The organism is Acinetobacter sp. SM34 (genome assembly GCF_022012365.1).
Taxonomy (GTDB): domain Bacteria; phylum Pseudomonadota; class Gammaproteobacteria; order Pseudomonadales; family Moraxellaceae; genus Acinetobacter.
This window is the reverse complement of sequence record NZ_JAKLTP010000013.1, coordinates 62,343-89,038: the sequence shown is the minus strand read 5'-3', so window position 1 is coordinate 89,038 and position 26,696 is coordinate 62,343. Positions and strand designations below refer to the sequence as shown.

Here is a 26,696-nt window from a genome sequence, read left to right as displayed (position 1 = left end):
CTTATTACCTGGATATGTACTTTATTGCGCCGTACTCTGCTTGCCTGCTTCAACAATGGGAATGTTGGCTTCAGTCGGTACGTAGATGATTTGTTGAATCCGCCCATCGCGCAATGCTTCACCAAAGGCGCCAATGAATTCCTGTTTACGGTATTCAGGATAATCTTTAGCCGCTTCTCCAACCAATTTAATCGCTTCAGCACGAAGCTTGGCGCTTTCCAGTTCTGCTTTAGCGACTTGCACCTGAATCATTTTGGATTGTTCCGCTTCTGCTAGTGCAGCTTGACCGTCCATGCCTTGTTTCCACACTTTATAATGCGGCCAACCGAACAGCAAGAGAAGCACCAATAGCAGGGAAAAGAATAAGATAATAAATAAGCTGATTGGGTTAAGCGGAGGCTGTCTTGTATAGTTCATGATAGACCTGTTTTATTTAAACTATTGTTTTGGGTTTTTAAGCGCTTTTTAGTCAGTATATGGCAAAGAAAATCCAGCGTGTTTGAGGATTTTAGGATGGTTATAAAAAAGACCCGTTATTGGCGGGTCTTTTTATCTTTTATTTGTCCTTTTCGGGTGAAGCGAGCTGTTCAGTAGCTTTAGCTCCAATTGGAATTTGGCGTGGCAGGGCTTCTTCAGGTACAGAACGTTGTAAGTCTATTTTCAGTAAACCATTTTCATAATCGGCTTGTTGCACCTCTATATGTTCATCCAGACGTAGCGACAGTTTAAAGGAACGGCTGGCAATACCTTTATGCAGAAACTCGACCGTGCTGTCTGAAGACTCGTCAACGGCTTTACCGGTAATGGTCAATAACTGGTTTTCCAGATTAATCTCGAGCTGATCCTGATTAAATCCGGCAGTGGCAACAACAATGCGGTAATTATTGTCGCCTGTTTTTTCAATGTTATAGTGTGGGTAATTGGGAGTATCGCTTTTCATTGCATAATCGAATAGATCATTGAAGCGATCAAAGCCAATACTCCGGCGAAATAAGGGACTAAGACTGAAACTGCTCATTGATAGAACCTCCTGAGGATCACGAAGTTTTTACAAACAGGAAAAAATCCTGTTTGCTATTACATTCACAGTATTTAAAGCAATCTCTGAAAAGATGATTGCCTTATTTTTATATAAGACTGTTTGGCGTATTTTCAATCACTGAAATTCGTTTTTTAAAGTATGCAGAAATCTGGTCATGCTAAATCAGAATAAGTGTTTAGATTGGTAATTTTGCTTCTAAGCGTCACTAAGGATTTAAGATTTGTCCATAAAAAACATGCTATAAATAAGTACACAGTTCAATAGCGTCATGTAAAACGAAAAAGGCAAAAGGTAGCAAACATGATTGATCTCTATTATTGGGGAACGCCCAATGGTCATAAAATTACAATAGCATTAGAAGAAATGGGTTTGGATTATCAAATTTTTCCCATCAATATTTTAGAAAATGATCAGTTTCAACCTGACTTTTTACGTATTTCTCCTAACAATAAAATTCCAGCGATTGTGGATCAGAATGGTCCGAATGGCGATGCGATTTCCATATTTGAATCGGGCGCCATTTTGCAGTATTTGGGCCGTAAAACCGGGCTGTATTATCCTACCGATGAACAGCAGCGTGTTGAAGTCGAGCAATGGCTGATGTGGCAAATGGGTGGTTTGGGGCCGATGCTGGGGCAGAACCATCATTTCGGTCGTTTTGCAGCTGAAAAAATTCCCTATGCAATTGAACGTTATGTAGCTGAGAGCAAACGTTTATATGGAGTGCTGAATAAGCAGCTGATTGGTCAAAAATATGTGGCTGGGGAATATTCGATTGCCGATATGGCCATTTTACCGTGGATTTTACGCCATGAATGGCAGCAAATTCAGCTTGAAGATTATCCACATGTGAAAGAATATGTAGATCGTCTGACTGCACGTCCAGCTGTGCAGAAAGCATTGTCGATTCGGGTAGATGGCTTAGCATAAATTGCAATTGTGTTAAGATGGCGGTATAGAAAAATAAACCACCCCAGCGGTGGTTTTTTATTGGATCAGCACCTTATGAAAGCATTCTTTTTAAATTCAACCCGTATTCTTGAACGAAATGCCAGAATCTACTGGAGTATTATTTTTGGTATAGCGGCTTGTCTAATCCTTTTTATTGCAGAAGCCGTGCACATCCAGAATTTTATGGCAACTTTAAATACGCAGGATCAAAATGCATTATACGCAGCTATCCAGCCTTTGACGCAGCGCTATAGCTATAGCCGTTATCTGATTCTGATTTTAGCGGTGCTTTGGTCTGTTTATGAATATATCTCGACCAAGAAAAAACTTGGGCTTTAAACCGGTATCAGCCTAATGCCGGCCTACCTGTTACTGTTTATTTCTGCTTTTGGTGCGGCCACCTTATTACCGTTACAGTCTGAAGCGGTGCTGCTCACTTTTCTGTTCGAAGGTCAGCATGCGGTATGGCTGTTAATTGCTGTTGCCAGTCTGGGAAATATTCTGGGATCCTGTGTGAACTGGTGGCTGGGTTTTAAGATTGAACACTACAAAGACAAAAAATGGTTTCCGGTATCAGAGCAGCAAATGTGGAAAGCACAGGCGAAATATCACAAATATGGCTACTGGTCATTATTGCTGAGCTGGGTGCCGATCATTGGTGATCCGATTACCCTGATTGCCGGTTTGCTGAAAGAAAATTTTGCCCGATTTTTAATGATGGTTTCAATTGCTAAAATAGGGCGCTATTTATTTATCTATTTGGCTTTTAGTCTATTTTAAAAGAGAGATACCTGAGTATCTCTCTTTTTATTTTGCTTATTCACAGTGATTTAAGTCGAACTTAATCTCATCTTTAAAGCTGGATTTTTTATACAGCCATAAGGTCGTGGCAGTACGTTTTACCGTAACTTGACTATTTGATACAGCTTGAACGATCTGTTGATCTAAAGCATAAATACCTGAACCCTGTTTCACTTTAACTTTTTTTACATCGCCGTGTTTATTGACCTTAAAGGTGAATTTAACGCTACGATTGTGGCCGTTGAGCAATTCAGAATCGATGTCTAGCTGAGGCTGGGTTTGGTATGAAAAAGGTGTTTTTCTGTTCTGCTGTTGAGCCTGCCAATTTTTCGATTCAAAGTGATAAGAACAAATTTCAGCATCATCTTGGCTTAATCTTAAATTAAAGGTTTGATAGCCAATGAGGGGGGTTGCAGTATCATTTTCCATATGCGGTTTAACATGTGCTTCATGCACGGCATTCATTAACAGGTTATCCAAATGTGCCAATCCGGTACTTTCTTGTACGCTGGCTTTGGTAATACTGCCGGTTTCATCGGCATAAATACGAATAATGGCACTGCGATTCTGGTCTTTTAAATCTTCATTTTTGTAGTTGGGGCGCGGAAATTTGGTCCACTGAATGCGGGTAGTCAAATGCGCTGGAAGGGCTGCACTTTTCTGAACGGCGAGTTGTTTTGCTGCTTTGGGTGCGGCGCTATAGACAGCACTGAACGGGAGGCTCATGAGTAGAGAAAAACACAGTATTTGTTTCATAAATATTTATTTCTTAATCAAACCAGATCTTGCGGCAGGAGTGGAGTATTGTTAGTGCGAAGTATTTCCTGAATTGGAAATACTCGCAAGTCTAAAAATTCAATTAATGTTCATGATCATGCGCTTTAGTAATATCGACACCAAATAAATCATGGGTTTTTGCCCAACTCATGGCCACCACCACCATGGTCATGCAGCCGCCAAATACGGTTGCCATAATGGTGCCCATATATTTTGCGGCCAAACCGGATTCAAAAGCGCCCAGCTCGTTACTGGATGATACAAACATGCCATTAACCGCTGCGACGCGACCACGCATATTTTCTGGCGGGTAAATTTGTAGAATGGTTTGTCGGATAACTACTGAAATACTGTCACAGGCACCGGTCATGGCCAAGGCAAACAGCGATAGCCATATATTGTTCGAGAGAGCAAATAGCAAGGTAAACAGTCCAAACCCGGCCACTGCAAGCAGCATATTGCGCCAGGCATTCTGGGTCGGTGGAAATCTGGTTAAGGCAATCATGGTGATGAGTGCACCAATGGAAGGAGCAGCACGCAAATAACCCAAACCCTCAGGTCCGACTTTTAAAATGTCTTCAGCAAAAATCGGCAATAAGGCAATCACGCCGCCAAACAGTACTGAAACCAGATCCAGTGAAATGGCCCAGAGCACAATTTTGGTTTTCCAGATAAAGCGGAAACCATCACCCAAACTTTCCAGTAAATTGTCTGTTTCAATCTTGGGAAAACTACGTTTTTGCAGCAGGTTGATGAGGATAAAACAGATGGCCAGTAATACTGAAACAGCAAGTAGACTGGTTTCGCGACCTAAAAATGCCAGCATAAAACCACCGAGCATGGGACCAATAATCACGCCACTTTGCCAGCCAATTGTGGTCCAGGTTGCACCATTGGCATAGAGCTCACGTGGAATCAGAAAAGGCTTGAGCGATGTTGCAGATGGATTGTAAAAACCGCGAATGGTGCCCAAGCCAAAAATAACAGCATAGATCCCCCAAGACAGGGTATTCACCTGAATTTGACCTAAGCCATAAGCATGAAAAAGCCACCATAAGATTAGAGGCAGAGGTAAGGCAAAAAACAAACAGATTTTCATGATGGTCTGTTTATTAAAGCGGTCGGCAAAATAGCCGCCCCATAATGACAAGGCAATAAACGGAATTGCTTCGGCAAGTCCAATTAAACCCAGCGTCAACGGATCTTTGGTAATCTGATACAGCGAATAGGCGACAATAATTTCTTGAATTAAAATAGCGAGGGTGAGGCAGAACTGGTTGATCGTCATAATGGAAAAGTCACGATAACGCAGGGCTGCAAAAGCATCCTGTGCAGGGTTCATAGGAGTCCAGTATTCTTATGTTGTGATAATTATAATGCCGAATAGTTGATTTATTAATAAAAACATCCCGCTTTGAATAGTGAAAATAAGTCTAAGTGAAGTCGATGATCGGTGCGCTATTTTCAGCATATGTGCTTTTGTTTTAAGCAAAGATGCTTTAGAATACTGGCTCCCTTACCTGCAGGTCGTTTTGTAATGGTGCAAACGAGCCGAACAGGTGTTCAAAAGAGGTTGTTATGCCTAAGATGAAAACTCGCCGTGGTGCAGCTAAACGCTTTAAAGCGACTGCTAACGGTTTTAAGCGTAAACAAGCGTTCAAACGCCACATTTTGACCAAAAAATCTGCTAAGCGTATTCGTCAATTACGCGGCTGTGTAATGGTTCACGTCAGTGACGTTGCTTCAGTTCGCCGTATGTGCCCATACATCTAAGGAGATTTATAAATGGCTCGTGTAAAACGTGGTGTACAGGCTCATCGCCGTCATAAAAAAATTCTTGCTCGTGCTAAAGGTTACTATGGCGCTCGCTCACGCGTTTACCGCGTTGCGTTCCAAGCAGTAATCAAAGCAGGTCAATACGCTTATCGTGACCGTCGTCAAAAGAAACGTCAATTCCGCGCTTTGTGGATTGCACGTATCAATGCCGGTGCTCGTCAAAATGGTTTGTCGTACAGCCGTATGATCGATGGCTTGAAAAAAGCTCAAGTGATCATCGACCGTCGCGTACTTGCTGACATCGCTATGCATGACGCAGTTGCATTTGCTGCTTTAGCTGAAAAAGCTAAAGGCGCATTAGCTGCATAAGTCTTTTAAGACTTAAAAAAAGACCGCTTTTTAGCGGTCTTTTTTATTTTCGGCTTTAAAAATATCCCTTATTCATTCAGGGTTATTTTGAGGGCCAAATATAGGACGGTTCGCTCAGTTCATTTTAATCAAATCTGCGTTTGGGAAAGCCCGATAATAAAAATAAACCAATCGCAGCAAAGCCAATCGCCTGAATGGCAAGCATCAGTTTATGCTGTGCTGGCAGTACTGAAATCAAGCTGATTAAAGCCATTAGCGGCATGATCAAAATAAGAATTGCAAAACCTTTTTTATAGGGATTATCTACAGCAATTTTTAAGTTTAAAGCCCTTAATCCATGTACGGCCATACCAATCCCCACACTGATCCCGGTAAATACAGCTGAAAGTTGCTGTACCGTAGAGCAGAGATAAATGATCACACAAGTTGCAATGCAAACCATCAGTTTTAGTTGATGGCTACATTTGTCTGAATACCAAAATTCCAGCATTATTTTTGCTCATCTAAAGAATCATTTTTATTCAGTAAAGATAAAGGCGAAAACAGACAAATGGCCAATGCCATAAAACCAATGCCTTGAGCACCCGGAATGAGAATTTCTCCGTTCTGCATATGCATGAAAATCAGCGCAAGTAATAGGGCAATCGGAATCCAGACCAATAGCCGGTAGAACAGGCCGGTCGGATTTTTTGCAGCAAAATGAATTTTACAATAACGGCAAATTAGAAAAATAATCCCTGTTCCCAGAAACATCAGAATCGCATCTGGTTTTAAAGGTTCCATCCAGTACAGCACGCCTGTTGCAATAGCAATGACCACAAAGATTAGCAATTTACGGAGGATGGAAACTTTAGGATTAAACCAAAATTCAAGCATATTGTTCCGATAGATAAATGAGAGCTAATGGCACTTTAGCAAAAACGGCAATAAAAAAGCGAGGCTTTTGCCTCGCTAGAAATTAAGAATTTTTATTTGGGCCCCAATCATAGATTTTCTTCTGATAGGCATACCACATCATCCAGAGGCCAATCAAAATCATTGGTACAGTCAGGAATTGACCTTTACTCATCCAGCCAATAAACAGCTGGCCATTATCGGGTTCGCGGAAAAACTCCACTACAAAGCGGGCAATACCGTAACCGATCAGGAATAGAGCTGACACAGCCATACGTGGACGCGGCTTGGAGCTGAACCACCACAGCACAATAAACAGGATTAAACCTTCACCCAGTGCCTGATAAAGCTGTGAGGGATGACGCACCAGTTGCAGCGGGTCGTTGGGAAAAATCATCCCAAGCGCAAAATTTGGATCAGTGACCGGACGGCCATACAGTTCACCGCCAATGAAGTTGCCAATACGACCGAACATTAGGCCAGTCGGAACGCAGGGTGCAATGAAGTCCAAAGTCTGAAACCAGGTTTTCTGATATTTTTTGCACCAGAACAGCATGGCAAGCATGACACCCAGAAATCCGCCATGGAAGCTCATGCCACCTGTCCAGACCTGGAATAGCCATAGCGGATTGGCCAGAAACTGCTCAAAGCCATAAAAGAACACATAACCTACACGACCACCCACCACCACACCTAAAGCGCCATAGAAAATTAGGTCTGAAACCATCTCGGGTGTCCAGCCATCACGCTGTTTGGTTCTATAAGTCGCCAGTCCCCAGGCAAATAAAAATGCCAGTAAATACATCAGTCCATACCAGTGGACTTGTAATGGTCCCAGCGATACCGCAACTGGGTCTATATTCGGATAGCTCAGCATTCCTGTTCCTTGTCATTATGTTTTGCACAGATTTTAGCTGAAACCAAGGAAAAATGTTGTACATTCAATGTGTAAAGATAAAGAGCATGAATTATGTGTATTGTAGCTTTAGCTTGGCAGGTTCTGGATGATACACCGCTGTGTCTGATTTCCAATCGGGATGAGTTTTATCAGCGGCCGAGTTCGGCATTACATTACTGGGAAAACAGCCCGATTATTGCCGGAAAAGATTTACAGTCAGGTGGCACATGGATGGGAATTACTGCATCAGGTCGCTGGGCAGTCGTGACCAATTTTAGAGACGCGACTGATAAAAAGCAGTATCCAACTTCACGTGGTCATTTGATTCAGGCCTTTTTAGAATCTGATTTAACCTCGATTCGTTTTGCTCAAGCCCTGGAAAAACGGCAATGTGATTATGCCGGTTTTAACCTGTTTGTCGGTGATCAGCATCAGGCGGTTTATATGAGTAATAGAGGTGAAGCACCGCAGGTGTTAGCCAAAGGCGTGTATGTGGTGTCCAATGGTTTAATGACCGAGCATTGGGAAAAGACCAAACACCTGCGTAAGCGTTTTACCCAGGAATTTTTGCCGATGTTACAACAGGCAGATATAGCCGAAGCCGATCTTGATTTTACGGTGTGGGACATTCTGGAAGATGAACGAAAAATTATTCCGGAACTTTTGCCCCAAACCGGCATTAGTTTAGAGATGGAAGAATTGCTCTCATCGACTTTTATTCAAAGTCCCGTTTATGGCACACGCTGTTCCAATTTTTTAAGGCTGAAAAATGATCTCTGGCTGTGGCAGGAAAAATCCCAGCAGGGGGAAACCCAAGACAATATTATCCAGATTGATTTGCCTTTAAATGAATAAAAAAATGCCGACACGAGGTCGGCATTTTTATCTGTTGAGTCTACGCAGGCTTCTTGGTATCGGTAACTTTTTTGGTCACTGATGGAGCAATAGGATCAGCAGTAATATAACCTACCGCCGCAGCGAATTTTTTGTTGTAGTTTGCATCAATTGCAGTGTCAATTTGCGTCAGTAAATCTGCGCTTAAGCCGCTACGTGCACCAGTTGTAGCATCGATTTTATAGAAACGATTCCATTCATCACCTGGGTGCTGGAAGTTACTCATGATGTAGGTCCAGCCATTCACTTCATCTACGGCATGCAAACCTGTGGACTCTGCGCCGGCTGGCGTAGACAAGATACGATCCAAGGTGTTCGTATCCACATTGTAAGCCCACAAGAAGTTATTCAAATGGTTGCCCGAATCTTCACCGATAAACAAAGTGCGTAGTTTTTCCGAGAACTTCAAGTTATCTGGACTGGCAATTTGTTCTGGATCAGCTGTGTTACCCAAGTTGTCAAAGTTAATATCTTTGCCCATCAATAACATATGGCTTTGCGCAGGCACCCATTCACTTTTAATGAGTGTAGCATTGCTGTCAACTTGGCTGCCTTTAAGATCATGAGCAAGTACACCACCTGCTTTCAATGCTTTTGCAAATTTAACATTATGTGCAGCAACATAACCTTTACCTGTGACAACCATCGAGTCTTGGATGTTGGCAAGGGCAGAGTAAGCCACTTTATCCTTGATATTAACGGTTGTGCCTTCCATTTTGGTAAATGCCATGCTCGCACCCATCAGTGCCGCATAACGATGGGTTTCTAAGAAAGCGGCTGCTTTTTCCATACCTGGTTTGAGTTTGACCCAAAGCTTTTTCTTCGCTAAGGTGATTTCAGTATAGCTCGCATCATTTGGATTTACGTTTAAGCTTTCCATGATATCTGTTGGTTGAATATTTTGAACATTGACCAAATCTTCAATTTCTTTGCTGGTTGCAGAACCAAGCTTAATCCACTCAATACGTGCTGTAGAGGTTTCATTTAATTCATCTTTGTATTTAGCAGCGTAGAGTGTTCCCGCAGAGAGGTCTTTCTCTTTATCTGCAATAAACATAAAGAAACCGCCATTGGTATAGTCATCACCCATGATGACGGTTTTATTGTCAGGCATGACTTGAACCAGTTCATGTGAAATACGACCTAAACAATAATGTTTCTTGATGCTACCTGTGCCATCTAAGTTCACGATCACTTCGGGTAAATGACCATAGTTATATGGTTTGACTTTACTCATATCATTATTAAAGAAGTATTTTCCAAATCCGGCTGGATCTGCACCGCCAATGCCTTGGTTGAAAGCATCAGGTTCATATTCTTCACTGGAAAGATGGGTATTCCACGGAGAAAGACTGGCACCACAGGTAATCCATAAACCGTGCACAGGTGCAGTATTCACATTGAAATACTTTTTAAGTTCTAAATGACCGGTCTTTTGATCCTGATCTAGAGTCAAAATGGCAATTGGAGAAGGCAATTGACCGTAGGTGTCTGCACCTGACTGGTCTTTTGAATTATATTCAAACTGAACCACATGGAATACGGGGGTTGTCACACCCTCGACTTTGGCACCGTCTAAATGAATGAGTGATGAACCATCCGGAGCATCAGAAAAGAACTGACGTTCTTGTCCTACGACGGATTTATCCATAATCGGGTTGCCATTCACATCAAAATAGCCGCCGGCAACAATTGTTCCGCCACCATGTTTGGGTACAGTTTGACCTGTAACAAAGAAGGGTTTATATGCAAGCTGATATTCGGTATTTGTTGCATCATCCCAAGTAATTTGTAGTTTTGATTTGACCGATGTCGTCGCCATGTCAGAAACTGTGCTTGGTGCAGTCATTGGGGTGAATTTAGCACTTTTAAAATTGACTGGTTTTGTCGGTGGAATAGTGATGGCGTCTGAATCACTATTATTACACCCCGTTAATGCTGCTGTTGTGGCCATTGCCCCAAGCGGTAAAAAAGGAATTCCAGAAAACCATTTTAAAAGATCGCGACGAGTTGGCTGATGAGAAGTGGTTGTCATATTCAATCCGTAAAGTGTAATTAAGTTATTGTTTAGTTGGTTATCATGAGCGATTGTATAAACGGGTAATGACAGTTTTTTTACACTTTTTGGTCAATTTAAAGACAATTTGTTTTATTTAAAAATAATAAAATCAATATTTTAATATATATAAATAAAAACTCAAAACTTGCGTTTCAGGTTTGGAGCCGGGTAAAAGTAGTCTGATTACGGTTTAAATGCGTGGCGTTTTTCTAACATCTTTCCAAGAAATAATCCTATTTCAAATAATAACCACATGGGAATGGCAAGCATCACCATGGAAAGAGCATCAGGTGGAGTCACAAACATGGCGACAAAGAAACAGCCCACCACAATAAAACGACGTTTTTCTGCCAGACTTTGCGTGCTGACCACACCAATCAGTATCAGGACTAAAGTGACAATCGGAATTTCAAAGGTCAATCCAAACACCAAAAACAGTTTTAAACAAAAACTTAAATAACTGTTGATGTCGGTCATTGGTGCAACGCTCTCCGGCGACACACTGATAAAGAAATGCAAAATTGCCGGTAGGGTAATGAAGTAGGCGAAAGCTATACCTAAGTAAAATAAAGAAATACTGCCGGCTAAAAGCGGAATAGCGAGGTGGCGCTCTTTTTCATACAGGGCAGGGCGTACAAATGACCATAAGAAGTAGATGATCAGCGGCATTGCCAGCATCAAGGCCACAAATAAATTCAGCTTAAACGGTGCCATAAAGGTTGCAGTAACATCGGTGGCAATCATGGTTGAATTGACAGGCAATTGCTGTCTGAGTGGTTCCGACAAAAGCTGATAAGTATAATTGCGAAATGGCAATAAACAGAAAAACAGCAGTAGGGTAATAGCAACGATTTTAAATAAATACTGACGCAGAACGATTAAATGCTGCATCACAGGCATTTGTTCCAGATTTTCAGTCTCTGATTTGACTACAGCGGCAGGCAATTGACTTGGGCTCATACGGCAATCTTCAATTTAGATGGAATGTGAGGGGTTGAAGTCATGAGCGCATCAGTGCCATGTAACTGAACAAAATTCGCTGAAAAGGGTGTCAAACGACACGGACTGAGCCAAGTATAAAGGGGGGAAGATGGCGCTTGAGTCTTTTCTTGTTGTGTTGACTGAGTCAAATGATCCAGCTGCTTTTGCAAGCGCTGTTCTATTTCTGTCATGCGGTCAATTTCTTTTTGGATTTCTTCACGAAAATCTGAAAGCTTGAGTTCCCGATCGACTTCAGTTTGAACACTCTGAATGAAACGTTTGGCTTTGCCATACCATTTCGCCGCAAAGCGCGCAGCTTCAGGAAGCTTTTCTGGACCGAGTACCAGCAATGCAATAATGGCAAAGCACAGCAGTTCTGTCATACCTACATTCAGCATGGCACGGTACTCTTAGCTTTTCACTGAATTTTCAGGATTTTTCACCTGTGCCTCAATGGTACGGGGTTCATTTAATCTAGATGGAATAGCTTCATCATCTTTAATGGATTTTTTAAAATCTTTGACTGCACCACCGACATCTTTACCTAGGTTTTTCAGTTTGGAGGTGCCAAACAATAAAATCACCACAATTGCAAAAATGACTACGTGCCAAATTGATAATCCTGCCATGTTCTTTACTCTTTTTTTATTTAGCTCTATCTGAACATTTGGCCATGACAGCAATGTGACTGAAAAATTTCAGTTTCAAGACAATCATGAATGGAGATGGAATCAGAAAAATAAGCAGACTCGGTCATGCTATTTATAGGATTGTGCTAGGATTTAAACTTCTGCTTCAATTCAATTTGCAATCCATGGCACTTATCCTTCCACTCATCTCGTTTCTTATTGGATATTTGGGTGTCAATGTATTAAAGCCGATTCGCCCGATGATGGCCGCAATACTGGCTCGTCTACTGATCCCCTTGATTGTAATTTACAACATGGTGTTCTATCAGCAGGGGAGTTTGTGGCTGATCGGTTTTAGTATCTGTAGTTCACTATTCCTGTTTGGCCTGTTCTATGTTTTTTCCCGAGATAAATTACATGCACTGTGTTTTAGTTATTTAAACGGTGTCTGGCTCGGTTTCCCATTTGCTTTGGCATTGTTTGGTCCTGAAGCCTTAAATACCATTGTTGCCTTATATATCGGTGGTTCTCTATTTGGAAATGTTAGTGCGGTCGTGGCAGTCAGTCCTGATAAACAGGATCCAAAATTTATTGTTAAAAATATGCTGAAATCACCGCCGGTGATGGCACTGACGATTGCCGGGATTCTATCCTTCTGGGATTTTAGTGCTTATGAATCTCACCCAGTCATTCAGTGGGGCTATCAGGCCAATAAGGTTCTGGTGACTTTTGCCGGGATGTGTATTTTGGGGATGTGGCTGAGTAAAGTCAGGATTCAACTAAGCGATTTAAAGCGAAGTCTGCTGCTGATTAGCGGTCGTTTTATTCTCGCTTTAGGTTTGGTAACAGGAGCTTATTTGTTTTTACCTATTCCGCATCAAGTACTGAGCTACGCTGTTATGATGATGTATTTCCTACTTCCACCCGCAGCTAATATTGTGGCGTTGGAAACCCATTATCAGGGCACAGGCCATTCTGCTAAATATATTGCGTCAGGTACGATTGCGAGTGCGATATTGATTGGCGTGTATGGAGTGGTGTTACATAGCTTAGTGCCGAATTTATGATTTATGACATGTTTAGAAGAGTTTTGAAAGTTCTCTCTCCCTTTGGGAGGGAGTTAGAGAGAGGGTTTTGAAAGATTAACCTCCCCTTGCGAAGCTGAACTTCTCATCCCTCCTGAGAGGAGGGAGAACTTTATTGAGAAGTTTTTTTAACTTTCTAAACTCGCCTTAAATAAATGCATCGCCTGACCACGGTGACTAATTTTATTTTTATCTTCTTTTGATAATTCTGCACTGGATACATTCAGTTCAGGCAACCAGAACAATGGATCATAGCCGAAACCATTTTCACCGCGAGCAGCTTCTAGTATTTCACCAGTCCAAATACCCTGGAAAATTTGTGGCAGTGGATCATCAGCATGTTGCACCAGTGCCAGGACACAAACAAACATGCCTTCAATTACTTCGCCTTCTTTACGAAGCGGTTTCAGTTGGGCTAACAGCTTTACATTGTTGGCGGCATCATTGCCATGTTCGCCGGCAAATCTTGCAGAATAAATACCTGGCGCACCGCCCAGTACAGGAACGCAAATACCCGAGTCATCGGCAATCGCTGGTTTTCCTGAAATCTTAGACGCATGACGCGCTTTTATAATCGCATTTTCAACAAAGCTTAAGCCGTCTTCAACAGCATCTTCAATATTCAGTTTGCCTTGTGGAATGACTTCAACAGGAAGATTGAGTTCTGCAAACATTTTTTCAAATTCGGCAATTTTACCTTTGTTGTTGCTTGCAAGAACGAGGGTTCCTTGAGATAACCAGTCTTGAGACGCCATTGTTGTGCTCTTTGTATCAATAAATATAGTGTTATTTTAACGGATTTTTAGTTCCTAATTTGCTTCAGCGCTGCTGATTGTAAGTTTGAATTAAATAATAAGAAAATTAAGGAAATAAATTGTGATTAGAATTGCCGAGTTGTCAGATAGTGTAGACATACAGCAGCTGATTCAGCCCTATATTTCTGACTTTGCTATTCATGCAGAAGGCGAGCAGAAATTTAGCCAGTCTGCTTTAGAACGGTTATTACAACAAACAAAAGTCCATTATTTTGTTTATGAAAGAGCAAGCAAAATAATTAGTGTAATCGCTTATAGAGAACCAACGCATCTCGTTCATTTTTTTGTAGATCAGGCTTATCAGGGGCAGGGGATTGGACGATTATTATGGAATTATCTGCTGCAAAGTCTGGAAGATGGCAACCCTCAGCAAGTGAGTGTAAATTCGAGTTGTAATGCTGTTGCTGTGTATAAAAAATTTGGTTTTGAATGTATTTCAGATGTCTGTGAGTTTGGCGGTTTGCGCTTTATTAAAATGCTTCGGCTCAAATCATCCTGTGCATAAAAAAGCACCCGCAGGTGCTTTTTAGAATCAGGCAGAATTACTGTGCCTGAATCCACTTGTCCGCACGGTCACGTGCCTGACGAATCTGTTCTTGGCTCAAGTTGGCAGCCAAAGCGGTTTTTTTGCCTTCAGAAAGGGAAATAACTTTATTGTCGAGCATGCCGTCACGGGTAGACAATTCATACCACTGGTATGCACCAACATAGTTTTTCTTTTGCTCTTCCATCCTGGCTAGATTGAAGCTGGCACGGTTATCGCCACGGCTTGCTGCTTTTTCAAAATATTTACGTGCCAAAGCTTCATCTTTTTTGGTGCCAATACCATCCGCCAGCATACGACCCACATTCAGCTGGGCGGCGGTCAAGCCATTGTCCGCAGCGGCTTTGTACCAGGTAAAGGCTTGCTGCTCATCTCTCTGAACATCCTTGCCGTATTGATATTTGGTACCAAGATAAAATTGTGCAGCGGGTTGACCGGCTTTAGCGGCTTTGGTCAGGTTGTTGATATCCATAACAGAATACTGCGCAGCCTGGCTTGAAACCGAAGCTGTAGGTGCAACATATTCTGCATGGGCTTGAATGCTAAACAGTCCAACGAATAGTGTGCTTAATAATATTTTTTTCATAGTGCGCTCACTCGATAAATAGCGACTTCACCAAACAGATTCGGGATATGTTTACTGAGTAAACTACCTTGCTGATCCCCATTCACGGCGAGTCGATTAATAATCCGGATATCGTTTTCGGCACAAAGTGCTTCAAAATCACGGAAAGTACATAAATGAATATTTGGCGTGTTATACCACATATACGGTAATGCTTCTGAAACAGGCATCATCCCTTTTAATGCCAAGAAAGAACGGGTCTTCCAATGCGCAAAGTTAGGAAAGGTGATAATTGCCTGTTTCCCCACACGCACCATATCACGCAATAATACGTCCGGTGCATCTACAGCCTGCAAAGCCTGTGCCATCACCACATAGTCGAAGGACTGGTCTGCAAAGCGGCTTAAACCGAGGTTCAAGTCTTGTTGGATAATATTTAACCCTCGACTGACTGCAATTGCAATCTTTTCCTGATCAATTTCTAGGCCATATGCACGAATATTGTGCTTTTTGCTCATATGTGCCAGCAGTTCACCATCGCCACAGCCTAAATCCAGTACGCTGGAATCTGGTTTAATCCATGTTTCTGCCAGTTGATGATCGATACGCATTACACAGTCTCCTTAGGTGTGGCTTCGAGGTGTTCTACACCACCTAAAAATGCACGTAATGATTTAACGTAAAGCGGAATCGGGAACAGGAACGAGTCGTGACCCTGTTCGGCATCAATATCGACATAGCTTACCGGTTTATGGTTGCTGATCAGTGCATCGACAATTTCTTGTGAACGCTGCGGAGTAAAACGCCAGTCGGTAGTAAATGAAACCACCAGAAATTTACATTGGGTATTTGCCATGGCTTTTTTCAATGACTGCTCATACTCGCGTGATGGGTCAAAGTAGTCCAGCGCCTTGGTCATAATCAGGTAGGTATTGGCATCAAAGTTACGGCTGAACTGTTCGCCTTGATAACGCAAATAGCTTTCCACCTGGAACTCAACGTCAAAACCGTACATAAATTTGCCCGATTTCAAGTCACGGCCAAATTTCTGTTTCATGGCTTCTTCAGAGAGGTAGGTAATATGACCGACCATACGTGCCAAAATCAGGCCACGTTTCGGATAGCTGTCATTTTCCAGATAACGGCCATTATGGAAGTCGGGATCAGACAAAATGGACTGACGCGCCACTTCATTAAAGGCAATATTCTGTGCCGATAGTTTCGGTGCACTGGCAATAATGACGCATTTTTTTAAACGGTCCGGATAATCCACCGACCATTGCAAAGCCTGCATGCCGCCCAGAGAACCGCCAATAATGGCATACCAAACATCAATGCCCATACGGTCAGAGAGCAGGGCCTGGGTTTTGACCCAGTCACGCACGGTGACGAGTGGGAAATCCGGTCCATAAGGACGGTTGTCATTTTCCGGATTCGGCGAAATCGGGCCGGTCGAACCACTGCAACCGCCAATATTATTTAGTGCAACCACAAAGAATTTAGAAGTATCAATTGCTTTGCCTGGTCCAATGCATGCATCCCACCAACCGGGTTTGCGGTCATCTTCATGATGATAACCTGCCGCATGGTGATGGCCTGAAAGCGCATGACAAATCAGAATTGCATTGGATTTGTCGGCATTGAGTTCGCCATAAGTTTCGACCATGAGCTCAAAACGTGGAAGAATTCGATCACATTCGAGCTCTAACGGCTCTTCAAAAATAAACTTTTGCGGGGTAACTAAGCCCACTGAATCAGCTGGAAAAGACACAGGAAATTTTCGCCTTAAATCTTTAGGATCAATAAATAAAAGGATACCACTAGCGGGTATCCTTCTAAAGTCATTTTAATGCTAAATATTATTGCTAATACTTATACCGCAGCAGCAATCACCTGATCGGTACTTAATACACCTTGTTCAATCAAGCGGTTGGTGCAGGCAATAATCGCTTCGATAGATGAGGTCACAATGTTGTCATGCACTCCGGCACCAAAGGCTGATTTACCGGTACCTTTGACCTGAAGCTCAACCAAGGCCAATGCTTTGGCATTTGCACCAGAACCAATACTGCGTTCTTCATAGTTCAACACGTCAATTGGCAACTGTAATGCATTCAAGATTGCAGAAATCGGACCGTTACCTTCACCACGCAAGTGTTGAACTTCGCCGTTTACTTCAATATCCAACTCAATGACCTGATTGCCATTTTCATCTGATAATTTGTAGTTTTTGGCCGAGTAATGAGCATCTTTCGCTGCTACATAAGTGTCTTTGAACAAGGTCCAGATGTCTTGTGCAGAAACTTCTTTGGCTTGCTCGTCAGTCACCTGTTGAACCACTTGCGAAAACTCAATCTGTAAGCGACGCGGCAACACCACGTTGTAGTTCGATTCCAACAAGTAAGAAATACCGCCTTTACCTGACTGTGAGTTAACGCGAATCACCGCATCATAGTCACGGCCCAAGTCTTTAGGGTCAATTGGCAAGTACGGCATATCCCAGATTTCTTCGTTTTTCTGAAATTCAAAACCTTTTTTGATGGCATCCTGATGCGAACCGGAGAATGCGGTGAACACCAAGTCGCCGGCATATGGATGGCGAGGGTGCACTGGCAAGCCTGTACATTCTTCAACAGTGGCAATAATTTCGTTGATGTTGGAGAAATCCAAGTGAGGTGCCACACCTTGGGTATACATGTTCAAGGCAATAGCTGCAACATCGACGTTACCGGTACGTTCACCATTACCAAACACACAACCTTCAACACGGTCAGCACCGGCCATAATCGCCAATTCTGATGCTGCAATACCGCAGCCACGGTCATTATGGCAGTGTACAGAAATGATCACGCCATCACGACGCTGAATGTTGCGGTGCATCCATTCTACCTGGTCGGCATAAACGTTTGGACCTGAAACTTCAACAGTGGCTGGCAAGTTCAAAATCACTTTATTCTCAGGAGAGGCTTCCCAGATTTCAGTCACTGCATCACAGGCTGCTTTTGCCACTTCCAATTCAGTTGCAGAGAAACATTCCGGGCTGTACTGAAAAATAAATTCAGTTTCAGGATATTGCGCTGCATATTGTTTCACTTTTTGTGCAGCATTAATCGCTAACTGACGTGCACCTTCCACATCCACATTCAAGACTTTTTGACGGAAAGTTGGAGAGTTTGAGTTGTAGATATGCACGATGGCACGTTTTGCACCGACCAATGATTCGAAAGTACGCTGGATCAAATGATCACGTGCCTGCACCAACACTTCGATGTAAACATCATCCGGAATATGGTTTTCTTCAATCAATTTGCGGGTAAAGTCAAAATCAATTTGCGATGCAGAAGGGAAACCAATTTCAATGTGCTTGAAACCGATTTTCACCAACATCTGGAACATCTTGAATTTTTGATCCATATCCATCGGTTCAAAAATGGCTTGGTTACCGTCACGAAGGTCGGTGCTCATCCAGATTGGCGCTTTGGTAATTTCATTATTCGGCCATTGACGGTCTGGCAAGTCGACACGTTGATACATGCGACGATATTTTTTACTTGGATCAGCCAACATCATGAGGTAACTCCTTGTGTAACATGGGTTGCTTAAAGTCGTGGATAACGGCAACCTGTTACTTATATAGATTGTGTCTATTCTAGCAATTTACAAGTCTGACACTGGAAGACATTAGTCGAAAGTTGTAATAAAACCAATGCATTATTATGATTTAGTTTTACCGTAGCACTTGTAAATCTATAACTTAATATTAATTCATTTATTCCGAAAATATTTTTCTATTTTTGCATTTAGGGGCTAACTTAAGAAAATATTTTTCACCAATCTTATTTATTGTGGAAAATATAATCATTGTTGATGTCTTTTAGCGTGGCTGTTCCCATTAATGCCATGGTAATTTCAAATTCTTCCTTCAATATTTTAATCACATGCGCCACACCTAATGCCCCCGCAGTTGCCAGCCCATAAATATAAGGACGACCGATGAAAACCGCGGAAGCGCCTAGCGCAATAGCTTTAAATACATCTGAACCACGGCGAATCCCGCCATCGTATAACAGCGGAAAATCGGCCGGCACTACTTTTTTAATCAGCTGCAATACGGTGAGTGGAGGAATGCAAGTATCTAACACACGACCACCATGATTGGATACAATCAGGCCTTGTACGCCGTGCTGTATGGCCAGCAAAGCATCCTGCGGATTGACGATCCCTTTTAAAATGACCGGTAGTGAGGTGTGCTGAACCAGCCAGGCAATATCTTCCCAGGTAGGCGCAATTTTCATCAAGCCATTAAATACGGGGTGATCTCCTTCCTGCAATTCAGGCAAGGGAATATGCGCCGGTGTATGCGGATGCTGCATGCCTTCAGGTAAATGAAAGAATACCCGACGTTCACGGTCACGGATGCCGGTATGCGGTGAATCCACGGTAATCACCAGGGCTTTAAAATTGTGCTGTTCGGCCAGTTTCACCAGCGCCAGCGATTTTTCCCGGTCACCTTGCCAGTACAGCTGAAACCATTTGTATGGATTGTCCTGTTTTAGCTGGCGCATGTCGGTATTGCTAAAGGTACTGAGTACCATATTACTACCCAGCACTTCTGCTGCCAGTGCGGTTGCTGCTTCAGCTTCAGGATGGAACTGTTGCTGGTGTCCAATCGGGGCCAGAAAAATCGGGTGCGGATATTCCTGCCCTAAAATTTTACAGTGGGTATGACCTTGAGTCAGGTTTTTGAGCATTCGGGGCAATAAGTGAATCTGTTGAAACTGATCCAGATTGTCGCGAACACTGACCTCATCCATAGAGCCGCCTTGCAAGTACTGCCACACCATGTCGGAAAGATGCTTTTGTGCTTCAATTTCATAATCGGCAATAGTTTGTAAATAGGGCGGAATCTGCGAGAGGGGAGCAACGGTTTTCATAGGTCTCCCCATTGGCGTAATAAATTATGATAGTGACTGGTCAAACCCAGAATTTCTTCGTTATCGCCAATCTGCTGGCGTAATTTAATAATGTTCATATCCAGGTTAAACAGCATACTGCGCTGCCAGTCATCTTTGACCATGCTCTGTATCCAGGTGCATGCCGCAATCCGCTTGCCTTGGGTCACCGGTTCCACCCGATGTAAGCTGGTCGCCGGGTAGAGTATGGCATCTCCCGCATCGAGCTTGACTTCATGGCTGCCATAATTGTCTTCTACAATCAGTTCACCGCCTGCATATTCATCAGGTTCAGATAAAAACACGGTGATGGAAACGTCAGTCCGAATGGCATGTCCGATGCTGCCGGAATATTGCACGGCATTATCGACATGATTGCCATAATGCCCCTGATCCTGATAGCAGTTAAATAACGGCGGAAGAATATGCTTGGGCAATGCCGCAGATTTGAGCAGGATGTTGTGTTGTAAGGCCTGAAGAATTTTGGCCGCAAAGGATTGGTAAGCAATGCTGTTGGGATCAATCTGTAGATTATTTTTAATTTTTTGAGCCTGAAAGCCGGCGCTGTGCTGACCCTGAATCCAGGCCTGACTGTTATCTAATTGTTGTCGTAGCTCGGCAACCTGCTGTTTGCTCAGAATTTCAGGAATATGTAACATCATCAGCTTGATCTGCATCCCTAAAGTTAATTGGACTCAAAAATAAATCATGTAGTGCATTAGGTACAGTTGCTATTTCATACACGAGGCGTCAACAGTCACTATAAATCTAACGCACTACACATTTATACTCAATCTGCTAAGACTTAGCGAATGGCTTAAAACTTATAGTTAAAGGTTAAAGCTGCTGAACGCGGTTGTCCTAAAATCACACGGCCACCACCATTGTTCAAGGTACTGATGTATTCCTTATCTGCCAGGTTATAGACATTCAAGTTGACCGAGGCATTTTTATTCAGGTTATAACCCGCCATAGCATCAAATACCACATAGCCTGGAATGTTAGGCATATTCGCCGCTGCCGTGCTGTCGGTAATCACACGTTTTTGCTCATCAACATAACGTGCGCCTAGACCCAGTTTAAAGCCGGCAACATCATAGGTCGACCATAAGCTTGCTGTCCATTCCGGTGACCAGCGCACATTGTTGGTTCGGGTAATTGCGCCTGTGGTTGCATTCACGCTGAGCTGGTCTTCTTGTTCAGTTTTCATGTGCGCAACCCCGGCAGATACATTCCATGCATCCGTGATTTTACCCACAGCACTCAGTTCAACCCCTTTTACGGTCGTTTTACCTTGTTGAATGGATTCTTGGGTAATCGCATCCTGAGTAAACTGGTTTTCATTTTCAGTGTAATAAGCAGCAGCATTGAGTGCCAGTTGATCATTCAACACATCCCACTTGGTGCCAATTTCATAGTGATGGGTTTCTTGCGGTTTTGCAGCAGCACTATTAATTCCATCTGCTGAAAGGCTAAAGTTGGCACTTCCCGGAGGGGTCAGGGATTTGGCATAAGAAGCATATACGCCACTTTTAACTGTAGGTTTAAATAAGCCTCCCAGTTTCCAGCTGACCAAGGTGTCATGGGCACCAAAACTGGATGGAACCAAGCTGCTGCTACCCGATGGCAAGGTCAAAGCATCATATTCAGTGTCGTAATAATCGACCCGCACCCCGCCATTCAGCTGGAAGCGTTCGCCAAATTTAAGCGTATCGAATAAATAGGCGGCAGCTGTATCGGTTTCACCATGGGTATAGCCCCCGTTATACATCAGGCCGGGCATTGCTTCATTGCGATCTGGATCATAAAGATTTGCCCAAGAGGTTGCGACCGTCGCTTGACCCGGCATTTGCGTAGCCATAGTTTTTGTATGTTGCTGTTCTTTTAAGAATTCCAGACCGGCAACCACATCATGCTCAATCGCACCGGTTGTTAAATTCAGGTTCAAAGTCGTTTGGTTAGCCAGAATCTTATTTTCCTGATCGACACCCTGACGTGAACGGTTAACTTCCCAGTCTTTTGGATCAGTTGAACCATTGGTTCTTAAACCTGCTGAACCGGTATTGATCCCGGTTAAAACACGGTTCATACTGGTTTTACCCAAACGGGTGATGTTGGTCAGTTTGACGTTTTCAGCCAGATCACTTTCAATTTTTGCCGTGTACATGTCTGCATCGACATCTTCATGGTCATCGACGTGGCCATAATAATTCTCACGGTTGACTTTAGGTGCTATGGCTAAAGCTGAATCGGCATTGTAGAAACCTGTCATGCCAATGGTCGGAATACCGCCATCCGGAATATTGCGTTGACGAATATGCTGTGAATATAGATACAGGCGGGTATCGCTATCTAGGCCAAAGGCAATCGAGGGTGCAATCGCCCAGCTGTTATTTTCAATATAATCGCGGCCTTCAACGCCGCCGTCCTGTCCCATGGCATTTAAGCGAATTGCAATGCCATCATTAATCACCTGATTGATATCAGTAGTCAGGCGGGCATGTTCTGCAGTATTGTAAGTGGCAGAAACTTCACGGCTATTTTCAGTCTGTGGCAGTTTGCTGGCCAGGTTGATATACCCTGATGCTGCACCACGACCGGCTTCCGCACCAGAAGGGCCTTTGACCACTTCAATCTGTTCCACGTTAAAGACATCACGGGTGACTGCACCTAAATCACGGATACCATCGACATAGGTCGAGGTTTGCGTAGAAAAACCGCGCATTTGAAAGGCATCGCCGGCACTGGTATTACCATTTTCACCCAGTTGCAGGGTAATTCCCGGTGTGTTTCTTAAGGCTTCAACCAAAGACGTTGCACCTTGTTCTTTTAATAATTCTTTTTTAATCACTGAAATGGTTTGCGGGGTATCGACCAGCGGCTGAGTATATTTTTGGGAACTGAGGCTATCGGCTTTATATTTATTTTCCGCTTTAGATTCCACGGTAATGGTTGGCAGCTGGGTTACACCATTGCTGGTTGCTGCATGAGTCATAAGCGGGAACGATGCCGCTAATGCAACCAGTTGAGCGTTTCTGTGGTGTTTACGGCTTTTGATTTGTGCCATGGTCGGTAATCTCTGGTTTCGTATATGACAGAATTCCAATACTGTTTTGCAACTTTTGAGGTCAGTAATCTGGAACTAAAAGTGAACATATTGTTATGGGTTGTAACAATGGTGTAAATATTAATGATAATTATTATTATTTGCAATAAGTTTGTATGAGATTGTCAGGCTTTATTTGAAATGTTGCTTAAAAAAGCGCAATGGATGTGCTTAATCCAGTGCGCTAATGAACAAGAATGATGATTATGCTGTGATTTTTTACTGGCTCACAATGAAATGCTTAACTCTACTGCTGGGTTTTTTACGAAATTAAACCCATATCAGCCGCAATTCTGCATTTAAGCTATTCATTTTTTATGGCTTTAAAAAATCAGAGTTCAGCCCATTTGCGCATTAAATTATGATAAAGATTGGTCAGCTTGATGACTTCTTGATGCTGATCGCCTAATTGCATACGCAAGTTCTGAATGGACTGGTCTAGGTTAAACAGCATGTGGCGTTCTGCATCATCACGAATCATGCTTTGTACCCAAAAGAATGAAGCGAGACGGCAGCCGGAGGTCACTGGCGTGACTTCATGCACACTGGTGGAAGGGTAGAGAATCATATCGCCTGCAGGCAGTTTAACCTCATGGTAACCATAGGTATCTTCTACCACCAAGTCACCGCCTTCATATTCCTCTGGTTCACTCAAAAAAACTGTGCAGGACAAGTCTGTACGCAGGCGCTCATTACTGCCACGGATCCGGCGAATTGAATTATCGACATGAAAACCAAAAGCTTCATTGTTTTCATAACGGTTAAACAGCGGTGGAATAATATCGAGCGGAATGGCCGCAGATAAAAATAGCGGATGTTGCCCCAATGACTCTAGAATAATGGTACTTAAATGGTGAGTGAGGGGATGATCTTCAGGCAGTTGCTGGTTTTGTTTAACAGTTGCCGAAAACGTGCCGGCTGTGACCTTACCATTGACCCATTCAATTTTATTCATTTCTTCACGGAAATATTGGACTTGTTCTTTGCTCAGGACGTTAGGAATATGATGGATCACGGCAATATACCTTTGGAAGGATGAATTCTTTTAGCTATAAAAATAGCCTCATTATGAGGCTATTTTAAATCAAACCCCATAAATAAATTATGGGATTTTTAAAGTCGATTTTAGTATTTGAAGTTTAGAGACAATACTGCGCTACGGCCTTCCGCTTCAGTGGCATAGTGAGATGCATAAGCTTTAGTGAAATAGCGTTCGTCAGACAAGTTGTTTAGGTTAAGTTGTAAATCAACGTTTTTGTTGACGTTATAACGTGCCATAGCATCGTAACGTACATAACCTGGAACAAACTTGGTATTAGCAGCATTACCGTAGACTTTATCCATTGCAGTTGCACCACCACCCAGTGTTAACTGTGGTAATACTTGATAAGTTGTCCAAAGGGTTGCGCTGTTTTTCGCAACGTTTTGAACTTGTTTGCCATCATTTGTACCAGCACCATCATCAACCAATTCACTATCTAAATAAGTATAACCCGCAGAAACTGCCCATTTATCCGTGATGTTACCGTTTGCACCAAGCTCAAGACCATCGACACGAGTTTCACCAATATTACGCGTGAAGCCATCAGAATCTACTGCACGGGTATTGGTTTTTTCGGTACGGAAAATCGCGGCAGTTAAGTTCAGCTTGTCATTCAGAATATCCCACTTGGTGCCTAACTCCATAGTGCGGACTTCTTCAGGTTTTAGATTGTTGAGGTAATTTGCCTGTTCTAGGCTAGTAGAGCCGCTTTGATTGCTGAATGATTCAGAACCATCACCTCCATCAACACCGACCGGATTCGCTGAAGTCGCATAGCTTGCATAAATAGAGCCATTTTCTACAGGTTTGTAAGTAATGCCGGCTTGATAGTTGAAGAAATTATTGTCATTTTCTGCTTTGCGTACAGTGCCTGGGGGAACAACAGTATTTTTACTACCTGCAATCATGGTTTGCTGGGTATCAAATTTGTCCCAACGTACACCCAAATCTAAAATCCATTGTGGATTGAATTCAATATTATCCAAGAAATAAACCGATGTTGATTTACTTTGAATATTGTACTGATCAGCCCCCTCTGTGCTAATAGAGCCGTTCCATGGGCCTCGGTTTGGGTTTTGTACTGAAGTACACCAGCCCGAAGCAATATCAGTAGCATTACAGGCATTATGTGCATTACCTGTCGCGTTTAGACCATCAATAATGTATTGGGTACGGTCAGTTTCCTGATCTGAGTACTCTGCACCCAGGTTAAAGCTATGCTGTAAGGCACCCGTATTAAACTTGCCGGTTAAAGCCAGCTGGTCAGTAAAGGTATCGGTATCAGCTACACGTGAGTTGGTACGTGCCCAAACGTTACCTATTAATTCATTTGTAAAACCAGCTTTGTTATAGAAATTACCCTGAGAATCATCCGGATTAGTCCATAGATAATCATTTTTAGAATTGCTATAAACAGCGGTATTTGAAATGGTTAGATTGTCAGTCAGGTCATGTTCAAGTTTAATCGTAGCAGACTGGTTTTCCTGTTTCTGGAAATCACGGTCTTTCCAGCCGTAATATTTACCCTGTTTCACATCGATAGGCTTACCATTTCCATTTAATGGTCGGTAATCAGTCGCCCCGGCACTTGGCGCACCGAAAGGGTTGTTATAAGGAATACCAGAATCCGGAATATCATCTGTCTTTAAGTAGTAATAGCTTAAAGTTGCACGGGTAGGGGTGTCTAAACCAAAGCTAATGCTTGGTGCAATCCCGGCACGTTTGTATTCAGTACCATCTGCCTGACCGGCTTTTTCATTGTGATGGCCCATCACTGCAACACGAGCAGCAATACCGTTACCAAAATCTTTGTTGCCATCTAGGGTAATACGTTGGTAATTATCGGTACCTGCACCAATAGAACCTTCTAATGAGTCACCTTTTTTAGCAACTTTAGAAATCATGTTGATGCTACCGCCAGTAGTACCTGCACCACCCATTGCAGATGCAGAACCTTTGGTCACTTCAACCTGTTCTACTGCAAACATTTCACGGTTTTGCGATGTCGCATTGCGTACACCGTCTATATACATCGAGCTTTCAGAGTTATAACCACGAATAAATGGACGGTCACCATTCGGGTTACCACCTTCACCAGCACCTAGAGTAATCCCCGGTACTGTACGCAAAGCATCGCTTAAAGTTGTCACTTGAGTATCTGCAATCAGCTGTTTAGAAATAACAGAAACTGATTTAGGCGTATCAAGCAAAGGAGCAACGAACTTGGAGTTTGCAGATTTATCTACTTTTAAACCTTGAGTTGTTTCTGCTTCCGCTTGAGCATGAATAGTGTCAAGCTGAGCAACCTGATCTTGTGCAATTGCATTAGCTGCCATCATTGAAAGTGATGACACAATCGCAGAAGATACGATTTTTTTGCGTGTTTTAATGAAGGCCATTTTTAACTCAATATGGTATTGTGAAAATGTATGAGAATAATAATGATTCTTATTTTACATCACTATTAAGTTGAATTGGAATTGACGATTAAAAGTAAATAATTAAGTGTTTATATG

Annotated in this window: 29 protein-coding genes; 8 read left to right on the top strand and 21 right to left on the bottom strand. The window is 42.7% G+C overall.

Annotation, left to right across the window (positions count from 1 at the left end; all coding sequences use genetic code 11):
- Window positions 1-21: 21 nt before the first annotated feature.
- Together LZZ98_RS11840 and LZZ98_RS11835 are read right to left on the bottom strand one after the other, a co-directional pair.
- Window positions 22-417: a hypothetical protein gene (locus LZZ98_RS11840; protein ID WP_237788021.1), complete on the bottom strand. Its 396-nt coding sequence runs from the start codon at window positions 415-417 to the stop codon at window positions 22-24.
- A gap of 139 nt (window positions 418-556) precedes the next feature.
- Complete coding sequence (locus LZZ98_RS11835; RefSeq protein WP_237788020.1) at window positions 557-1,018, bottom strand: Hsp20 family protein; 462 nt, start codon at window positions 1,016-1,018, stop codon at window positions 557-559.
- 324 nt (window positions 1,019-1,342) lie between these two features.
- Between LZZ98_RS11835 and LZZ98_RS11830 the strand changes: the two genes are divergently transcribed.
- From LZZ98_RS11830 to LZZ98_RS11820, 3 genes are all read left to right on the top strand, one after another.
- Entirely contained in the window at window positions 1,343-1,972 is a 630-nt protein-coding gene (locus LZZ98_RS11830) for a glutathione S-transferase N-terminal domain-containing protein (protein ID WP_237788019.1), read from the top strand.
- 75 nt (window positions 1,973-2,047) lie between these two features.
- Window positions 2,048-2,332, top strand: coding sequence for a hypothetical protein (locus tag LZZ98_RS11825; protein ID WP_237788018.1), 285 nt, complete (start codon window positions 2,048-2,050; stop codon window positions 2,330-2,332).
- Window positions 2,333-2,347: 15 nt separating this feature from the next.
- Entirely contained in the window at window positions 2,348-2,773 is a 426-nt protein-coding gene (locus LZZ98_RS11820; protein ID WP_237788017.1) for a YqaA family protein, read from the top strand.
- A 36-nt stretch (window positions 2,774-2,809) separates the two neighbouring features.
- Here LZZ98_RS11820 and LZZ98_RS11815 read toward each other — a convergent pair whose 3' ends face one another.
- A complete protein-coding gene (locus tag LZZ98_RS11815) occupies window positions 2,810-3,550 on the bottom strand; it encodes a TonB family protein (RefSeq protein WP_237788016.1) in 741 nt (246 codons plus the stop codon).
- A 103-nt stretch (window positions 3,551-3,653) separates the two neighbouring features.
- Complete coding sequence (locus LZZ98_RS11810) at window positions 3,654-4,913, bottom strand: MFS transporter (RefSeq protein WP_237788015.1); 1,260 nt, start codon at window positions 4,911-4,913, stop codon at window positions 3,654-3,656.
- A 236-nt stretch (window positions 4,914-5,149) separates the two neighbouring features.
- Here LZZ98_RS11810 and rpmI point away from each other — a divergent pair, with 236 nt between their 5' ends.
- Both rpmI and rplT read left to right on the top strand, forming a co-directional pair.
- A complete protein-coding gene (gene rpmI, locus LZZ98_RS11805) occupies window positions 5,150-5,344 on the top strand; it encodes a 50S ribosomal protein L35 (protein ID WP_004278281.1) in 195 nt (64 codons plus the stop codon).
- Window positions 5,345-5,356: 12 nt separating this feature from the next.
- Complete coding sequence (gene rplT / locus LZZ98_RS11800; protein ID WP_004867327.1) at window positions 5,357-5,716, top strand: 50S ribosomal protein L20; 360 nt, start codon at window positions 5,357-5,359, stop codon at window positions 5,714-5,716.
- A 124-nt stretch (window positions 5,717-5,840) separates the two neighbouring features.
- Here rplT and LZZ98_RS11795 read toward each other — a convergent pair whose 3' ends face one another.
- The 3 genes from LZZ98_RS11795 to lgt form a co-directional block, all read right to left on the bottom strand.
- On the bottom strand, window positions 5,841-6,206 hold the full coding sequence (locus LZZ98_RS11795; protein WP_237788014.1) for a hypothetical protein: 366 nt from the start codon (window positions 6,204-6,206) through the stop codon (window positions 5,841-5,843).
- On the bottom strand, window positions 6,206-6,592 hold the full coding sequence (locus LZZ98_RS11790; RefSeq protein ID WP_237788013.1) for a hypothetical protein: 387 nt from the start codon (window positions 6,590-6,592) through the stop codon (window positions 6,206-6,208). Before LZZ98_RS11790 ends, LZZ98_RS11795 begins: the two co-directional genes overlap by 1 nt.
- A gap of 82 nt (window positions 6,593-6,674) precedes the next feature.
- Entirely contained in the window at window positions 6,675-7,487 is an 813-nt protein-coding gene (gene lgt / locus LZZ98_RS11785; RefSeq protein ID WP_237788012.1) for a prolipoprotein diacylglyceryl transferase, read from the bottom strand.
- A gap of 93 nt (window positions 7,488-7,580) precedes the next feature.
- On the opposite strand from lgt, the gene LZZ98_RS11780 reads away from it, so the two are divergent.
- On the top strand, window positions 7,581-8,363 hold the full coding sequence (locus tag LZZ98_RS11780) for an NRDE family protein (protein ID WP_237788011.1): 783 nt from the start codon (window positions 7,581-7,583) through the stop codon (window positions 8,361-8,363).
- Between the two features lie 40 nt (window positions 8,364-8,403).
- Here the strand turns inward: LZZ98_RS11780 and LZZ98_RS11775 are convergent, their stop codons facing one another.
- From LZZ98_RS11775 to LZZ98_RS11760, 4 genes are all read right to left on the bottom strand, one after another.
- Window positions 8,404-10,437, bottom strand: a complete 2,034-nt coding sequence (locus tag LZZ98_RS11775; RefSeq protein ID WP_237788010.1) for a PhoX family protein — start codon at window positions 10,435-10,437, stop codon at window positions 8,404-8,406.
- 207 nt (window positions 10,438-10,644) lie between these two features.
- Complete coding sequence (gene tatC, locus LZZ98_RS11770; RefSeq protein ID WP_237788009.1) at window positions 10,645-11,421, bottom strand: twin-arginine translocase subunit TatC; 777 nt, start codon at window positions 11,419-11,421, stop codon at window positions 10,645-10,647.
- On the bottom strand, window positions 11,418-11,840 hold the full coding sequence (gene tatB, locus LZZ98_RS11765; RefSeq protein WP_237788008.1) for a Sec-independent protein translocase protein TatB: 423 nt from the start codon (window positions 11,838-11,840) through the stop codon (window positions 11,418-11,420). The genes tatC and tatB overlap by 4 nt, the downstream gene beginning before the upstream one ends.
- 12 nt (window positions 11,841-11,852) lie before the next feature.
- Window positions 11,853-12,071, bottom strand: coding sequence for a Sec-independent protein translocase subunit TatA (locus tag LZZ98_RS11760; protein WP_086175821.1), 219 nt, complete (start codon window positions 12,069-12,071; stop codon window positions 11,853-11,855).
- A 185-nt stretch (window positions 12,072-12,256) separates the two neighbouring features.
- On the opposite strand from LZZ98_RS11760, the gene LZZ98_RS11755 reads away from it, so the two are divergent.
- The gene (locus LZZ98_RS11755; RefSeq protein ID WP_237788007.1) at window positions 12,257-13,138 is read left to right on the top strand and encodes a permease; all 882 of its coding nucleotides are present in this window, start codon (window positions 12,257-12,259) and stop codon (window positions 13,136-13,138) included.
- 146 nt (window positions 13,139-13,284) lie between these two features.
- Here LZZ98_RS11755 and rdgB read toward each other — a convergent pair whose 3' ends face one another.
- Window positions 13,285-13,911, bottom strand: coding sequence for an RdgB/HAM1 family non-canonical purine NTP pyrophosphatase (rdgB, locus tag LZZ98_RS11750; RefSeq protein ID WP_237788006.1), 627 nt, complete (start codon window positions 13,909-13,911; stop codon window positions 13,285-13,287).
- Between the two features lie 121 nt (window positions 13,912-14,032).
- Between rdgB and LZZ98_RS11745 the strand changes: the two genes are divergently transcribed.
- Window positions 14,033-14,476: a GNAT family N-acetyltransferase gene (locus tag LZZ98_RS11745; RefSeq protein WP_237788005.1), complete on the top strand. Its 444-nt coding sequence runs from the start codon at window positions 14,033-14,035 to the stop codon at window positions 14,474-14,476.
- A 37-nt stretch (window positions 14,477-14,513) separates the two neighbouring features.
- Here the strand turns inward: LZZ98_RS11745 and LZZ98_RS11740 are convergent, their stop codons facing one another.
- From LZZ98_RS11740 to LZZ98_RS11700, 9 genes are all read right to left on the bottom strand, one after another.
- Window positions 14,514-15,101: a tetratricopeptide repeat protein gene (locus tag LZZ98_RS11740; protein ID WP_086175818.1), complete on the bottom strand. Its 588-nt coding sequence runs from the start codon at window positions 15,099-15,101 to the stop codon at window positions 14,514-14,516.
- On the bottom strand, window positions 15,098-15,691 hold the full coding sequence (metW, locus tag LZZ98_RS11735) for a methionine biosynthesis protein MetW (protein WP_174558499.1): 594 nt from the start codon (window positions 15,689-15,691) through the stop codon (window positions 15,098-15,100). The genes LZZ98_RS11740 and metW overlap by 4 nt, the downstream gene beginning before the upstream one ends.
- Window positions 15,691-16,851, bottom strand: a complete 1,161-nt coding sequence (gene metX, locus LZZ98_RS11730; protein WP_237788004.1) for a homoserine O-succinyltransferase MetX — start codon at window positions 16,849-16,851, stop codon at window positions 15,691-15,693. The genes metW and metX overlap by 1 nt, the downstream gene beginning before the upstream one ends.
- Before the next feature lie 101 nt (window positions 16,852-16,952).
- Window positions 16,953-18,650, bottom strand: a complete 1,698-nt coding sequence (gene leuA, locus LZZ98_RS11725) for a 2-isopropylmalate synthase (RefSeq protein ID WP_237788003.1) — start codon at window positions 18,648-18,650, stop codon at window positions 16,953-16,955.
- A gap of 266 nt (window positions 18,651-18,916) precedes the next feature.
- Window positions 18,917-20,014, bottom strand: coding sequence for an alpha-hydroxy acid oxidase (locus tag LZZ98_RS11720; RefSeq protein WP_237788002.1), 1,098 nt, complete (start codon window positions 20,012-20,014; stop codon window positions 18,917-18,919).
- A complete protein-coding gene (locus LZZ98_RS11715; protein WP_237788001.1) occupies window positions 20,011-20,694 on the bottom strand; it encodes a Fe2+-dependent dioxygenase in 684 nt (227 codons plus the stop codon). Before LZZ98_RS11715 ends, LZZ98_RS11720 begins: the two co-directional genes overlap by 4 nt.
- A gap of 155 nt (window positions 20,695-20,849) precedes the next feature.
- On the bottom strand, window positions 20,850-23,099 hold the full coding sequence (locus tag LZZ98_RS11710; protein WP_237788000.1) for a catecholate siderophore receptor Fiu: 2,250 nt from the start codon (window positions 23,097-23,099) through the stop codon (window positions 20,850-20,852).
- 370 nt (window positions 23,100-23,469) lie between these two features.
- Window positions 23,470-24,153 (bottom strand): Fe2+-dependent dioxygenase, encoded by a 684-nt coding sequence (locus LZZ98_RS11705; RefSeq protein ID WP_237787999.1) that lies wholly within the window; start codon window positions 24,151-24,153, stop codon window positions 23,470-23,472.
- Window positions 24,154-24,263: 110 nt separating this feature from the next.
- Window positions 24,264-26,579, bottom strand: coding sequence for a TonB-dependent receptor (locus LZZ98_RS11700; protein WP_237787998.1), 2,316 nt, complete (start codon window positions 26,577-26,579; stop codon window positions 24,264-24,266).
- Window positions 26,580-26,696: the final 117 nt, after the last annotated feature.

Excerpts from the sequence above, each read along its gene's own strand:
- LZZ98_RS11840 (WP_237788021.1), bottom strand. The coding sequence starts at position 417 with ATGAACTATACAAGACAGCCTCCGCTTAACCCAATCAGCTTATTTATT.
- LZZ98_RS11835 (WP_237788020.1), bottom strand. The coding sequence starts at position 1,018 with ATGAGCAGTTTCAGTCTTAGTCCCTTATTTCGCCGGAGTATTGGCTTT.
- LZZ98_RS11830 (WP_237788019.1), top strand. The coding sequence starts at position 1,343 with ATGATTGATCTCTATTATTGGGGAACGCCCAATGGTCATAAAATTACA.
- LZZ98_RS11825 (WP_237788018.1), top strand. The coding sequence starts at position 2,048 with ATGAAAGCATTCTTTTTAAATTCAACCCGTATTCTTGAACGAAATGCC.
- LZZ98_RS11820 (WP_237788017.1), top strand. The coding sequence starts at position 2,348 with ATGCCGGCCTACCTGTTACTGTTTATTTCTGCTTTTGGTGCGGCCACC.
- LZZ98_RS11815 (WP_237788016.1), bottom strand. The coding sequence starts at position 3,550 with ATGAAACAAATACTGTGTTTTTCTCTACTCATGAGCCTCCCGTTCAGT.
- LZZ98_RS11810 (WP_237788015.1), bottom strand. The coding sequence starts at position 4,913 with ATGAACCCTGCACAGGATGCTTTTGCAGCCCTGCGTTATCGTGACTTT.
- rpmI (WP_004278281.1), top strand. The coding sequence starts at position 5,150 with ATGCCTAAGATGAAAACTCGCCGTGGTGCAGCTAAACGCTTTAAAGCG.
- rplT (WP_004867327.1), top strand. The coding sequence starts at position 5,357 with ATGGCTCGTGTAAAACGTGGTGTACAGGCTCATCGCCGTCATAAAAAA.
- LZZ98_RS11795 (WP_237788014.1), bottom strand. The coding sequence starts at position 6,206 with ATGCTGGAATTTTGGTATTCAGACAAATGTAGCCATCAACTAAAACTG.
- LZZ98_RS11790 (WP_237788013.1), bottom strand. The coding sequence starts at position 6,592 with ATGCTTGAATTTTGGTTTAATCCTAAAGTTTCCATCCTCCGTAAATTG.
- lgt (WP_237788012.1), bottom strand. The coding sequence starts at position 7,487 with ATGCTGAGCTATCCGAATATAGACCCAGTTGCGGTATCGCTGGGACCA.
- LZZ98_RS11780 (WP_237788011.1), top strand. The coding sequence starts at position 7,581 with ATGTGTATTGTAGCTTTAGCTTGGCAGGTTCTGGATGATACACCGCTG.
- LZZ98_RS11775 (WP_237788010.1), bottom strand. The coding sequence starts at position 10,437 with ATGACAACCACTTCTCATCAGCCAACTCGTCGCGATCTTTTAAAATGG.
- tatC (WP_237788009.1), bottom strand. The coding sequence starts at position 11,421 with ATGAGCCCAAGTCAATTGCCTGCCGCTGTAGTCAAATCAGAGACTGAA.
- tatB (WP_237788008.1), bottom strand. The coding sequence starts at position 11,840 with ATGCTGAATGTAGGTATGACAGAACTGCTGTGCTTTGCCATTATTGCA.
- LZZ98_RS11760 (WP_086175821.1), bottom strand. The coding sequence starts at position 12,071 with ATGGCAGGATTATCAATTTGGCACGTAGTCATTTTTGCAATTGTGGTG.
- LZZ98_RS11755 (WP_237788007.1), top strand. The coding sequence starts at position 12,257 with ATGGCACTTATCCTTCCACTCATCTCGTTTCTTATTGGATATTTGGGT.
- rdgB (WP_237788006.1), bottom strand. The coding sequence starts at position 13,911 with ATGGCGTCTCAAGACTGGTTATCTCAAGGAACCCTCGTTCTTGCAAGC.
- LZZ98_RS11740 (WP_086175818.1), bottom strand. The coding sequence starts at position 15,101 with ATGAAAAAAATATTATTAAGCACACTATTCGTTGGACTGTTTAGCATT.
- metW (WP_174558499.1), bottom strand. The coding sequence starts at position 15,691 with ATGCGTATCGATCATCAACTGGCAGAAACATGGATTAAACCAGATTCC.
- leuA (WP_237788003.1), bottom strand. The coding sequence starts at position 18,650 with ATGATGTTGGCTGATCCAAGTAAAAAATATCGTCGCATGTATCAACGT.
- LZZ98_RS11720 (WP_237788002.1), bottom strand. The coding sequence starts at position 20,014 with ATGAAAACCGTTGCTCCCCTCTCGCAGATTCCGCCCTATTTACAAACT.
- LZZ98_RS11715 (WP_237788001.1), bottom strand. The coding sequence starts at position 20,694 with ATGATGTTACATATTCCTGAAATTCTGAGCAAACAGCAGGTTGCCGAG.
- LZZ98_RS11710 (WP_237788000.1), bottom strand. The coding sequence starts at position 23,099 with ATGGCACAAATCAAAAGCCGTAAACACCACAGAAACGCTCAACTGGTT.
- LZZ98_RS11700 (WP_237787998.1), bottom strand. The coding sequence starts at position 26,579 with ATGGCCTTCATTAAAACACGCAAAAAAATCGTATCTTCTGCGATTGTG.